This window comes from Bradyrhizobium australiense (genome assembly GCF_013114825.1).
Taxonomy (GTDB): Bacteria; Pseudomonadota; Alphaproteobacteria; order Rhizobiales; family Xanthobacteraceae; genus Bradyrhizobium; species Bradyrhizobium australiense.
In genome coordinates, this window is the sequence record NZ_JAAVLX010000007.1 from 584,988 (window position 1) to 598,256 (window position 13,269).

The 13,269-nt window shown below is 63.6% G+C and carries 8 protein-coding genes and 1 pseudogene; 6 read left to right on the forward strand and 3 right to left on the reverse strand.

The features are described 5' to 3' along the window. The first annotated feature begins 126 nt into the window (after positions 1 to 126). The gene (locus tag HCN58_RS23395) at positions 127 to 879 is read left to right on the forward strand and encodes a sulfite exporter TauE/SafE family protein (protein ID WP_171581715.1); all 753 of its coding nucleotides are present in this window, start codon (positions 127 to 129) and stop codon (positions 877 to 879) included. A 4-nt stretch (positions 880 to 883) separates the two neighbouring features. Here the strand turns inward: HCN58_RS23395 and HCN58_RS23400 are convergent, their stop codons facing one another. After that, positions 884 to 1,528 (reverse strand): LysE family translocator, encoded by a 645-nt coding sequence (locus HCN58_RS23400; protein WP_171581716.1) that lies wholly within the window; start codon positions 1,526 to 1,528, stop codon positions 884 to 886. 187 nt (positions 1,529 to 1,715) lie between these two features. Between HCN58_RS23400 and HCN58_RS23405 the strand changes: the two genes are divergently transcribed. After that, complete coding sequence (locus tag HCN58_RS23405) at positions 1,716 to 3,527, forward strand: adenylate/guanylate cyclase domain-containing protein (RefSeq protein ID WP_171581717.1); 1,812 nt, start codon at positions 1,716 to 1,718, stop codon at positions 3,525 to 3,527. 156 nt (positions 3,528 to 3,683) lie between these two features. Beyond that, positions 3,684 to 4,316: pseudogene (locus tag HCN58_RS23410) on the forward strand (di-heme-cytochrome C peroxidase); the annotation flags it as partial. Between the two features lie 174 nt (positions 4,317 to 4,490). On the opposite strand, the gene HCN58_RS23415 reads toward HCN58_RS23410, so the two are convergent. Next, complete coding sequence (locus HCN58_RS23415) at positions 4,491 to 5,438, reverse strand: alpha/beta fold hydrolase (RefSeq protein ID WP_171581719.1); 948 nt, start codon at positions 5,436 to 5,438, stop codon at positions 4,491 to 4,493. A gap of 218 nt (positions 5,439 to 5,656) precedes the next feature. Between HCN58_RS23415 and HCN58_RS23420 the strand changes: the two genes are divergently transcribed. Both HCN58_RS23420 and HCN58_RS23425 read left to right on the forward strand, forming a co-directional pair. After that, positions 5,657 to 6,124 carry an Hsp20 family protein gene (locus tag HCN58_RS23420; protein WP_171581720.1) on the forward strand — a complete coding sequence of 156 codons (468 nt, stop codon included), beginning with the start codon at positions 5,657 to 5,659 and terminating at the stop codon, positions 6,122 to 6,124. 194 nt (positions 6,125 to 6,318) lie between these two features. Then, the gene (locus HCN58_RS23425) at positions 6,319 to 7,086 is read left to right on the forward strand and encodes an alpha/beta fold hydrolase (RefSeq protein WP_171581721.1); all 768 of its coding nucleotides are present in this window, start codon (positions 6,319 to 6,321) and stop codon (positions 7,084 to 7,086) included. Positions 7,087 to 7,225: 139 nt separating this feature from the next. On the opposite strand, the gene HCN58_RS23430 is transcribed toward HCN58_RS23425, so the two are convergent. Next, positions 7,226 to 7,966, reverse strand: a complete 741-nt coding sequence (locus tag HCN58_RS23430; RefSeq protein ID WP_171581722.1) for a hypothetical protein — start codon at positions 7,964 to 7,966, stop codon at positions 7,226 to 7,228. A gap of 484 nt (positions 7,967 to 8,450) precedes the next feature. On the opposite strand from HCN58_RS23430, the gene gltB reads away from it, so the two are divergent. Then, positions 8,451 to 13,184, forward strand: a complete 4,734-nt coding sequence (gltB, locus tag HCN58_RS23435; RefSeq protein ID WP_171581723.1) for a glutamate synthase large subunit — start codon at positions 8,451 to 8,453, stop codon at positions 13,182 to 13,184. The last annotated feature ends 85 nt before the right edge of the window (positions 13,185 to 13,269 follow it).

The following is a 13,269-nucleotide window of genomic DNA, read 5'->3' on the forward strand; positions in this document are numbered from 1 at the left end:
GAAGAGTGGCTTGCTTCGTCGCTTCCGCTCCTCGCAATGACGGGGGAGGCAGCCTTCGCCTCCAGCGAAGGCTATCTCCGTAATCTCCAGATTGTGCCTGATACGCCGATAGGTCAATGTCCGCCCATGTTCGATTCCATGCTCATTCTGATCGCGTTCGCGTTCCTGCTGGCCGGCTTCATCAAGGGCGTGATCGGGCTCGGCCTGCCGACGGTATCGATGGGCCTGCTCGCGGTGACGATGCCGCCGGGGCAAGCGATTGCGATCGTGATCGTGCCGGCGATCGTCACCAATATCTGGCAAACCTTCGGCGGCCCGTATTTGCGCGACATCATGCGGCGGCTGTGGCCGCTGATGGTCGGCACCGTCGCCGGGATCTGGCTGAACGCGGGACTATTGACCGGACCCTATGCGCCCTACGGCACTGTCGTTCTCGGCACGCTGCTGGTGATCTACGCGATCCTGGGTCTCAGCAAGCTGAACTTCAAGGTCACGCGTCGCGACGAGAAATGGATCGGCGGCATCGTCGGCCTGATCACCGGCGTGGTGTCGGCCGCGACCGGCGTTCAGGTGATCCCGTCGATGCCTTATCTGCAGGCGATCGGCATGGAGAAGGACGAACTGGTACAGGCGCTCGGCGTGTTCTTTACCGTCGCCACGGTGGCGCTCGCCTTCAATCTCACCACCGCGGGCTTGCTAACGGTGGCGACCGCGCTGCCCGGCGCGATCGCGATGGTGGCGTCCTTTACCGGCATGTTCATCGGACAGGCGGTGCGCAATCGCATGCAGCCTGAAGTGTTCCGCCGCTGGTTCCTGATCGCGATGATCTTTCTGGGGCTCTATCTCACCGGCAGCGCTTTCGTGAAAATCCACGGTTGAAGCATCAGCGCGCCTCCAGCATCGCAACGCGGATGCCGAGATAGACGAACAGCCCGCCGAGCGCGCGGTTGATCCAGGCCACCGCGCCGGCCGATTGCCGGATCCGGCCGGCGGCCCGGGATGCGAAGGCGGCGATGCAAAAGCACCACAACGTGCCGCTGGTGATGAAGATCAGGCCGAGCATCAGGAAGGCCAGCGTCTTGTGGGTAGATTCCGCCGCCACGAATTGCGGCAGGAACGCCAGGAAGAACAGCGCCACCTTCGGATTGAGCACGTTGGTCAGGGCGCCCTGCCAGAACACGCGGGCAAGTGACGTCTCGTTGCCTGCCACGGCCGCCTCCACCAGCGGGCGCGAACGCGATAGCAGCATCTGGACACCGGTAAACAACAGATAGGCGGCGCCGACCCATTTCAGCACCGCAAAGGCTGCGGATGAGGCCATCAACAGCGCCGACAGGCCGATGGCGGCGCCGAACACGTGAACGAGACAGCCGACGCTGATCCCGGTCGCCGCCGCCGCCCCGCCGCGCCATCCGAACTGGATGCTGCGGCCGATAATATAGGCCGTGTCCGGCCCCGGGGTGATGTTGAGCAGCAGCCCCGAGAGGATGAACAGCCAGAGTTGGTGAATGCCGAGCGTCTCTGTCATTTTTTGGCGGTTCCCTTCGCCCCCTCAGTCCTATGGCGCGCATGCCAATCCCTGAGGGATTGCAGTACTATCATGAGCAAATCAGGCTTCCTCCAGATTGCGCATACCTTATAAACATTGGAATTGGTTGGCCGACCGCGTAGTGGTTATCCTGCCTATTCCGGTGCCATTGGGGATATAGTGGGAAATGGAGAGACGCCTGGCAGCCATTGTCTGCGCTGACGTCGCCGGCTATTCCCGAATGATGGGGGCCGACGAGGCGGGGACGCACGCCACGTTCAAGGCCCATCGAAGCGCGATCTATCCGCTCATCCTCAATCATGGCGGCCGCCTGGTGAAGAACACCGGCGACGGCTTCCTCCTGGAATTTCCGTCTATCGTCGGCGCCATCGAGGCCGCGGTCGCGATGCAGATGGTGATGGCGGAACGCAACGAACACCTGCCCGCCGATCGCGCCATGCAGTTTCGCATGGGAATCCACATGGGTGACGTGATGGCCGACGAGGACGAGGTGTTCGGTGACGACGTCAACATCGCGGTCCGCCTCGAATCGGTTGCCGCTCCCGGCGGGGTGGCGGTTTCGGGCAAGGCCTGTCATGAGGCCGGCAAGCGCCTCAGCGTCACGTTCGTCGATGCCGGCCCCTACCGGTTCAAGAACATCGAGGAGCCGATCCATGTCTGGACCTGGCAGCCCGAGGGTGCCGGCAGCGGCCCGGCACGGAAAACCGTATCCGAGACAGCGGTTACCAACCTGCCTGCCCAATATCGCACCGCCATCGTGGGCGTGCTCCCATTCGCGAATTTGAGCGAGAGTGCTGACGAGTATTTTTCCGACGGGCTGACCGAGGACCTGATCCACGCGCTCTCGCTGCAATCATTCTACCGGGTGCTGGGCCGGAACTCGACGTTCTCGTTCAAGGGCAAGAACGTGAGCACGCGCCTGATCGCGCGCGAGATCGATGCCACCTACCTGATCCAGGGCTCGGTGCGGCGTGCCGCCCACAAGATTCGCGTCACCGCCGAGTTGATCGCTCCCGAAACCGGCGAACAATTGTGGACCGGCCGGTTCGATCGCGACATGGGCGACCTGTTCGCGATGCAGGACGAGCTCACCACCAGCCTGTCCGCGGCGATCGCGGCCGAAATCTATCGGGCGGAAGCGTCCGCGCCGCCCCGCTCGACTTCGAACGACCTCACCGCATGGGATCGGTTCCTGAAGGGGCTGTCCTACTATTACCTGCAGACCAAGACAGATTTCGAAACCGCGATAGGCCTGTTCAGGGAAGCCATCGCGCTCGATCCGACGCTGTCGATCGCGCGCGCTTATCTCGCGACCATCCAGACCCAGGCCATCCATTTCGGTTGGATCAAGGGCACACGCGAAGTGTGGGACGGCGCGATGAGTCTTGCGGAGAGTAGCGTTCGGCTCGACCCTCGTTCGTCCTTTGCGTTTCAGATTCTCGCCTATCTGCACGCGCTTGAAGGGCATTACGAAGCTGCGATGGATGCCGCCAAGCGTGCGGTCGGCCTCAACCCCTACGACATGGGCGCCCGCGGCGTGCTGGGCGTGTGTCATCTCTACAGCGGCGAACACCGGCCCGCCGTCGAATTGTTTACGATGGCCGCGCAGCGCGGCAACAGCGACCCCCGATACCAATTTGCGGCGTTCAACGCGTTCAGCCATTACCTGCTCGGTCAATACGATGCCTCGCTGTCATGGGCCCGCGAGGCTCTATACGCCAATCCCAATCATCTGCAGGCGCTCGCGATACGGGCGGCGGCGCTTGCCCAGTTGGGACGAGCCGCCGAAGCAGCCAACGCTACTGAGATCCTGCTCGGCAACTATCCGACACTGACCGTCGAGCGGTTTTTGCGGAATTTTAACTGGAAGGTCCCGGCCGACATCGCTCATTTCCGCGACGGACTTTTGAAGGCCGGCATCCCCTTCAGCAAATTGACGCTGGTGGAATCCTCGCCAAAGCTCGCCGCGGATTCCTGAGCGTGTGTAAGCTGGTCGATTGACACGGCGTCGAATTCCGCCAAGACTGGCGTACACCCTGAAGTAGCGCGCCGCCAACTTCTTTTTCAAGATCGTCATCCGCATCGCATTGAAGGCGGACCGTTTCCATACTTTGCGCCTTTGAGGATTGAAGCCATGTCCGATAGCCCCATTGCGGGGATTCCCGTTTCACCCAATAATCCGTGCCCGTTCCTGCGTGCCTTGGTCGCCAACGGCTATGTCGAGGGCCACGTCGTGCCGCTTTCGCAACTGTCCGAAATGATCGGTTTCGCAAGCGGCGAAACCGGCTTACAGCAAAAGAAGGTGCGGATAGAAGCCTGGATGGTGGCCGTCATTGCGAACGGCCTCGGGCCGGCGCGCGTATTGAAGAGCGCGACCTCCGGCGCCGTGCTCGACGAACTGCGCAACGGCCCGCTCGACAAGCGTGGCGGCGGTTCGCGCATTCTCGATGCCGATGCGAAGGTTCACGAAGACCAAATCGAACGGCTCGCCAGCTTCGGCAAGCACTGCAAGGACCCGGCACGGGGCATCGAGATCGGGCTGACGGCGAAGGAGATCGAAACCTTCATGGCAGCCAATATCAAGCGCGACGGCGACGCGGCGCGCTGGTACTTCCCGATCCTGATGAAGGGCGAATGGCCGATCCTGCTGAAAATCCTCGGCAAGGGCGAAGGCGAGGCGCGCTACCTCAGCGTAGCCGAGGTCAGGACGCTGTTCGTCGAGCGGCGTTTGCCCGAGCGGATCACGGCACGGCTGCCGAAGCCGGCGGCTGCCTGAAGCCCAGAAGCTCCGCTGTGTCCCGGACACGGCGCAGCGCATAGCGGTGCGCCGCAGAGCCGGGACCAACTGCGGCACGGTATGACCCCGGATCAGCAGCGCACCACGCCGCTAGCGCGGCACGCTGCGCAGCATCCGGGGAACGCGAGCGGATACAAAAAGCAATCACTTGAACAACGGCGTGCCCGGCACAAAAGCATCGAACGCCGCCCAGAATTGCGCGCGGTAGCGGTCCTGCTCCTGCAGGATCTCGTGCTTGGAGCCTGCGATCACCAGATGCGAGCCGGCGCGCAGGTGATAGGCGAATTCCTCGATCGCCGCCGTTGAAACGATGGTGTCGTTGCTGGCGGCCAGCATCAGGATCGGCTGACGGATCTCGGACGGGTAGTTCACGCCGCGAAAGGTATGCATTGCCCTGAACGCGGTATCGGCCCAGGCGACCGTCGGCGAGCCGATGCCGAGCGTCGGGTCTTCTTCCAGAATCGCCGCGTTGCGGGCGTAGCGTACGGGGTCGCTGGTGAAGGGATTGTTGATAAAGGATTCCGTTCCGGTCAGCGCATCGCCGCCGCCGGGCACGTAGCGGCCGCCCTGCCCCATCAGCCGCATGATCCGAAGCAGCGCCCGCGTCGGCAACGACGTCGTGCGCCCCGGCAGGTCGATCATCGGCGCCGACAGCACCATGCGGTCGAACCAGCGTTTTCCCGCATGCGCCACCCGCAGCATGACCGCGCCGCCCATCGAATGCGCCAGCGCGAAATGGGGCGGCGGACAATCCGGCAGCACCACCTGCTGCACGAAGGTCTCGACGTCGATCTCGAAGTCGGAGAAGTCGCGGACATAGCCCTTGCGCGGATCGCGCAGGCGGCGCGACGAATGCCCCTGACCGCGCCAGTCGATCATCGCCACCGCAAATCCGCGATCGCGCAAGTCGCGCACCGTCTCGAAATATTTTTCGATCTGCTCGCTGCGCCCGGTGAAGACGCAGACGGTGCCCTTGCGCCCCGCCGGCGCCGCCCAGCGCGCGAACCTTAGTTCCGCGCCATCCGGGGTCTTGATGGTGCCCGAGACGACGTCCTCCGGAACCGGATTGGCAGGGATCGAGACGAGCGTCATGAGGGGAACCGGCTAGTAAGGAGGGACTGGAAATCAAGTCGGGAGGCGTCAAAAATGGCTCTATTTGGCCCCTCTTGAACGCCGTTTCACCCCTCCCATATCATCTCCGTGCAGGCCGCTACCAGTGTTTCGGAACCGAAACCTGAGGCTGCACAAGACTAAGCCCGGCCCGATGGCGGGCGGGTAATTGCAACAGTCGCTCAATGGAGGACTATCCTATGCGTACCTACGATCTCACCCCGTTTTATCGTTCCACCGTCGGCTTCGACCGCTTCTTCAACCTGCTCGATCAGGTGACGTCTGACGGCAGCCCCGGTTATCCGCCCTACAACATCGAGCGCACCGGCGAGAACGCCTACCGCATCAGCGTTGCGGTCTCCGGCTTCTCGCAAGGTGAGCTTTCGATCGTCGCGAAAGAAAACACGCTGACGATCAAGGGCGAGAAAACCGCCAACGAGAATGGCAAGGACAAATCCGAAGTGCTCTACCGCGGCATCGCCGCGCGCGCCTTCGAGCGCGTCTTCCAGCTTGCCGATTTCGTGCAGGTGAAGAACGCTTCGCTCGAGAACGGTCTGCTGCACGTCGATCTCGTGCGCGAGATCCCCGAGGCCAAGAAGCCGCGCAGCATTCCGATCAACTCGAGCGCGCAGGCTCCGCAGGTGGTCGACGCTTCCGTCGCCGCGTAACGCAGCGAGGCTTTCGGCCGATATTGGCTGACGCGAAAACGCCCCGGGAAACCGGGGCGTTTTTTGTGCGCGCAACCCAGATCCGCATTTTCGCGAGGCCTCGCGCGGGTCACGTCGGCGTGACAGCGGTAACGATGCCACCGCCTTCGTCGAAATTCGAAGCGGGCCGGGACACATGAATGTGGAGCAGATCGATGAAGATGTTGCGAACACTGACAATCATTGCCGGTGTCCTTGCCGGATCGCTCGGCGCACAAGCGGCGCAGGCCGCGGCACCGGTCAAAGTGAAAAATGTCGTGCTGGTGCACGGCGCGTGGGCCGACGGCTCGAGTTGGTCGGAAGTCATTCCGCGGCTGCAGGCCGCGGGGCTTCACGTCACCGCAGTTCAGAATCCGCTGACCTCGCTGAACGATTCCGTGGCTGCAACGCGCCGGGCGTTGGCGCAGCAGGACGGTCCGACCGTGCTGGTGGCGCATTCCTGGGGCGGCACCGTGATCAGCGAAGTAGGCACCGACCCGAAGGTCACGGGGCTGGTCTATATCGCGGCGCGCGCGCCCGATGCGGGCGAGGATTTCGTCGCGCTTTCGCAGAAGTTTCCGGCCGGTCCGGCGCGCGCCGGCGTCCAGGAACATAATGGTTTCACTACGTTGTCCGAGGACGCGTTCCTGAAATATTTTGCAAATGGGGTCGACCCCAAGACCGCGAAAGTTCTCTACGCCGTGCAGTGGCCGACCGCGACTTCCATCTTCGCCGGCCTCACCACCGCAGCCGCCTGGCGCAGCAAGCCGAGCTGGTACGCCGTGTCGAAGCAGGACTACACCATCAATCCCGATCTCGAGCGATTTCTGGCCAAGCGGATGAATGCCACGACGGTCGAACTGGAGGCCGGCCACCTGTCGCTCGTCTCACAGCCGGACAAGGTCGCCGATCTCATCCTGGCCGCCGCCCGCCAGCACGAATAATCCGCCAAAAGCGCCCCGGGGGTGTTTTTATTGGTGCGTAGCCCGGATGGAGCGAAGCGCACTCCGGTGTCTTTCGCGAGCGGATAAGGTCATCCCGGATTGCGCTGCGCGCCATCCGGGCTACGGCGCTACCCGCATCTCACTCCAGCCCCTGCACGTCAGGCATGTCCTGCGTCGGCGCAATCTGCGGGGCGGGCTTGGCCGGGACCGAACCCGTCACCGCCGGTGAAGCCGCAGCCTGAACCTCGGTCGGCTTCGGCGCAGGTGCCGCAGCCTGCTGGGCCGGCGCCGGCGCAGGCTTTGTGGCGATCGGACTGGCCTTCGGCACCGGCACGGTGCGACTAGCCAAACGGGAGGCCGGCCGCTGCGGCCGCGCCGCGGCCTGGACATTGGCCGGCGGGGCCGGCGCATGGGCCTGCGACGGCGGAGCCGCAGAGGGCCCGTGGAGAGCGCTCTGGTCTTCGTAGAAATTGTCACCCATGCGATAGGACGGCACGAAGCGAATAATCCGGCCGTTGCGTGCGTCGATCACGAGCCGGCCGTCCTCGCCGCCGCGGTCGATCGCCGCGATCGTGTAAACGAAGCCGCGCAACCTCGGGATACCGAGCGGCGAGAACCCATTGTCGCGCAGCACCGAATAGACTTCCGTCGACGGCAACAGTCCCGGACCGTATCCGTACTGCGGCGCGGCTCCGTAGCGCGGCCCGGGCTCGTCGTACGGCCCGGGGGCCGGCTGCGGCACCGCCGCATAGGGGGCGTCGAAATCCGATGCCGCCGCGTATGGCGAGCGCCCGATCTCATAGGGCCCGGGCACCTGCGCCTGCGCGCCGCCCGCCAGAAGGACCAGTCCCGCCGCCAAAGATCCCGTGAACAACTTCATTGTCGAAAGCTCCTGTAAGCCCCGCAGCCGCCAGACCGTAGCGGAAGCATTTTTGCTCGCTCGTCTGCCGGCCCAGGATCGAATTTCATTGGGAAATCCGGCGGTCCTTGGGCCGGATCGGGGCGCCGCTGCCGCAAACCCCGCGCGCGGTTATTTCCCCCGGGCCGCCAAGCGCCGATGCGCATGCGGGCGAGGACTTTCACGCGCTTGTGTGATAAAGAAAAATTTGGCATGGTCGAAGTTAGGACAGCATCGCTGTCTCAATTGCGGGGCGGTCCCGGCACAGGGATTGCAACGAAACCGTGGCGCTACGAGCTCCAGGGCAGTGCAGGCAAGGCCGTTCATCAGGGACGTTGAACGGGAAGGCCTGAATTTAAGAAATTGCGGCTCGCGGCGGACGAGCGGTGGCCCGGTGGGTGCCGCAAGCGTCCAAGGTGCGCCGACGATGCGGTGAGGCCCTTAGCCTTTTATTGAGAGGAATGAGATGAGCGGGTCGGAATTCGAGCGCGAAAATATCGTGACAGACACCCTGTCGGCGACCGCGGCTTCGAAACCGGCCGACACTGCGCGCGAACATGACTGGCGCCCGCCGGCCGAGGGTCTGTACGACCTTGGCATGGAGAAGGATTCCTGCGGCGTCGGCTTCATCGCCAATATCAAGGGCAGGAAGTCGCACCAGATCGTTTCCGACGCGATCAACATTCTCTGCAACCTCGAACATCGCGGCGCCGTCGGCGCCGACCCGCGCGCCGGTGACGGCGCTGGCATCCTGGTGCAGATCCCGCACGCGTTCTTTTCGCGCAAGGCGGCCGAGATCGGCTTCAAGCTGCCGGAGCCCGGCCACTACGCGATCGGCTCGCTCTTCATGCCGAAGGAGACGGCGTGGCGAAAGGTGATTCAGAGCATCATCGCCGAACAGATCAAGGAAGAAGGTCTCGTGCTGCTCGGCTGGCGCGACGTGCCGTCCGACAACGCTTCACTCGGCGAAACCGTCAAGCCGACCGAACCCTACCATATGCAGGTGTTCATCGGCCGCAACGGCACGGCGAAGTCCGAGGAAGAGTTCGAGCGCAGGCTCTACATCCTGCGCAAATCGATCTCGCAGGCGATCTACCAGCGCCGCGACCGCGGGCTCGCCGGCTATTACCCGGTCTCGCTGTCGTGCCGCACCGTGATCTACAAGGGCATGTTCCTCGCCGATCAGCTCGGCAAGTACTATCCCGATCTGCATGAACAAGATTTCGAGAGCGCGCTGGCGCTGGTGCATCAGCGCTTCTCGACCAACACCTTCCCGACCTGGTCGCTGGCGCACCCCTACCGCATGATCGCCCACAACGGCGAAATCAACACGCTGCGCGGCAACGTCAACTGGATGGCGGCCCGCCAGGCGTCCGTTCACTCGGAGCTTTACGGCAAGGACATCAACCGGCTCTGGCCAATCTCCTATGAAGGCCAGAGCGACACGGCCTGCTTCGATAACGCGCTCGAATTCCTGGTGCAGGGCGGCTACTCGCTGCCGCACGCGGTGATGATGATGATTCCGGAAGCCTGGGCCGGCAATCCCTTGATGGATGAGCAGCGCCGCGCCTTCTACGAATATCACGCCGCGCTGATGGAGCCGTGGGACGGCCCCGCCGCGATCGCCTTTACCGACGGCCGCCAGATCGGCGCTACCCTCGACCGCAACGGACTGCGCCCGGCGCGCTATCTCGTCACCAAGGACGACCGCATTGTGATGGCGTCCGAAATGGGCGTGCTGCAGATCCCGGAGGACCAGATCGTCACCAAGTGGCGGCTACAGCCCGGCAAGATGCTTTTGGTCGACCTCGAACAGGGACGGCTCATTCCCGACGACGAGATCAAGGCGAGGCTGGCCAAGAGCCATCCCTACAGCGACTGGCTGCATCGCACTCAGCTCGTGCTGGAAGAACTGCCCGACGCGCCCACCAAGGGCCTGCGCTCCAACCTGCCGCTGCTCGACCGGCAGCAAGCGTTCGGCTATTCGCAGGAAGACATCAACATCCTGATGACGCCGATGGCGGCCACCGGCGAAGAGGCCGCCGGCTCGATGGGCAACGACACGCCGATCTCGGCGCTGTCGGACCGACCGAAGCCACTCTTTACTTACTTCAAGCAGAATTTTGCCCAGGTCACCAACCCGCCGATCGATCCGATCCGCGAGGAGCTCGTCATGAGCCTCGTCTCGATCATCGGGCCGCGGCCGAACCTGTTCGACCTGCAGGGCATGGCCTCGACCAAGCGGCTCGAGGTGCGCCAGCCGATCCTGACCGATGCGGATTTGGAAAAGATCCGCTCGATCTCCGATGTCGCAGATACGCATTTCAAGTCGCGCACGCTCGACACCACCTTCCATGCCGGCTTCGGCGCGGCCGGGATGGAGCAGGTACTCGACGAACTCTGCGCGCGCGCCGAAGGCGCGGTGCGCGAAGGCGTCAACATCATCATCCTGTCGGATCGCATGGCGGGCACGGACCGGATTCCGATCCCCTCGCTGCTCGCCTGCGCCGCCGTGCATCATCATTTGATCCGCACCGGCTTGCGCACCTCGGTCGGCATCGTGGTCGAATCCGGCGAACCGCGCGAAGTGCATCACTTTGCGTGCCTCGCCGGCTACGGTGCCGAGGCGATCAATCCATATCTGGCGTTCGAAACCATCATCGCGATGAAGGACCGCCTGCCGGGCGCGCTCGACGACTACGAGATCGTCAAGCGCTACATCAAGTCGATCGGCAAGGGCCTGTTGAAGGTGATGTCCAAGATGGGCATCTCGACTTACCAGTCCTATTGCGGCGCGCAGATTTTTGACGCCGTCGGGCTGAAGGCCGATTTCGTCGCGAAGTATTTTGCCGGCACCCACACCCGCATCGAAGGCGTCGGCCTCGCCGAAATCGCCGAGGAAACCGCGCGACGCCATACGGACGCGTTCGGCGACGCGCAGGTTTACAAGACCGCGCTCGATGTCGGCGGCGAATACGCCTATCGCACCCGCGGCGAGGATCACGCCTGGACCGCGGAATCCGTTTCCACGCTGCAGCATGCCGTGCGCGGCAACTCGCAGGAGCGCTACCGCGCGTTCGCAAAGATCCTCAACGAACAGTCGGAGCGGCTGCTGACGCTGCGCGGCCTGTTCCGGATCAAGACCGCCGAGGACGAGAAGCGCAAGCCGGTGAAGATCGAGCAGGTCGAGCCGGCCTCCGAAATCGTCAAGCGCTTCGCCACGGGTGCCATGAGCTTCGGCTCGATCTCGCGCGAGGCGCACACCACGCTCGCAATTGCGATGAACCGGATCGGCGGCAAGTCGAACACCGGCGAAGGCGGCGAAGAGGCCGATCGCTTCAAGCCGATGCCGAACGGCGATTCCATGCGCTCGGCGATCAAGCAGGTCGCCTCAGGCCGCTTCGGCGTGACGACGGAATACCTCGTCAACTCCGACATGATGCAGATCAAGATGGCGCAGGGCGCCAAGCCCGGCGAAGGCGGACAACTGCCCGGTCATAAGGTCGACGCGACGATTGCGCGGGTGCGGCATTCGACGCCCGGCGTCGGCCTGATCTCGCCGCCGCCGCACCACGACATCTATTCGATCGAGGATCTGGCACAGCTCATCTACGACCTCAAGAACGTCAATCCGGATGGCCAAGTCTCGGTCAAGCTGGTGTCCGAAATCGGCGTCGGCACGGTGGCCGCGGGCGTTGCGAAAGCGCGTGCCGACCATGTCACCATCGCAGGCTTCGAGGGCGGCACCGGTGCCTCTCCCCTCACCTCGATCAAGCACGCGGGCAGCCCCTGGGAAATCGGCCTTGCCGAAACCCACCAGACGCTGGTGCGCGAGCGGCTGCGCAGCCGCATCGTGGTGCAGGTCGACGGCGGCTTCCGCACCGGGCGCGACGTCGTGATCGGGGCGCTGCTCGGCGCCGATGAATTCGGCTTCGCCACCGCACCGCTGATTGCGGCCGGCTGCATCATGATGCGCAAGTGTCATCTCAACACCTGCCCGGTCGGCGTCGCGACGCAGGACCCGGTGCTACGCAAGCGCTTCACCGGCCAGCCCGAGCACGTCATCAACTACTTCTTCTTCGTTGCGGAAGAAGTGCGCGAGATCATGGCGCAGCTCGGCTACATGAAGTTCGACGAAATGGTCGGTCAGACCCAGATGCTCGACCAATCCACGCTGGTGGCGCACTGGAAGGCCAAGGGGCTGGACTTCTCGAAGCTCTTCGTCCGTCAGAAGGAGGAGAAGGGTCAGAAGATCTATCACGCCGAAGCCCAGAACCATCATCTGGAGAAGGTGCTGGACCGCCGCCTGATCGAGAAGGCGCAGGCCGCGCTCGACCGTGGCGCGCCCGTGAAGATCGAGGAAGAGATCAACAATACCGACCGCTCCGCCGGCGCGATGCTGTCGGGTCAGGTCGCCAGGATCTACGGCCATGCCGGACTGCCGCATGACACCATTCATGTCAGCCTGAAGGGCACCGCCGGCCAGGCATTCGGCGCGTGGCTTGCCAAGGGTGTCACCTTCGATCTCGAAGGCGAAGGCAACGATTATGTCGGCAAGGGCCTTTCGGGCGGTCGCATCATCGTCAAGCCGCCGCGGAATTCCGGCATCGTGCCGGAAGAATCCATCATCGTCGGCAACACGGTGATGTATGGCGCGATCGAGGGTGAATGCTATTTCCGCGGCATCGCCGGCGAGCGCTTTGCGGTGCGCAATTCCGGCGCCATCGCGGTCGTCGAGGGCGCCGGCGATCACTGCTGCGAGTACATGACCGGCGGCATCGTCGTGGTGCTCGGCAAGACCGGGCGCAACTTCGCGGCCGGCATGTCGGGCGGCATCGCCTATGTGCTGGACGAGGCCGGCGACTTCGAAAAGCTCTGCAACCTCTCGATGGTCGAACTCGAGCCGGTGCTGTCGGAAGAGCTGATCAACGCCGGCACCTACAATCACTCCGGCGATCTCGAGGCACATGGCCGGGTCGATGTGTTCGCCAATCTGCTGGAGTCCGATATCGAGCGGCTGCACATCCTGATCACGCGCCACGCCAAGCTGACCGGCTCGAAGAAAGCGGCCGAGATCCTCGCTGACTGGAAGACGTGGCTTCAAAAATTCCGCAAGGTGATGCCGGTGGAATACCGCCGCGCGCTGAAGGAATTGAAGGCGAATGCCGACGCCGAGCCGAAAATCGCGATCGGGGCTTAGTTACACGAGCCCGTCATTGCGAGCGCAGCGAAGCAACCCATAGCGCCACAAGCAGAACCGTGGATTGCTTCGTCGCTCCGCTCCT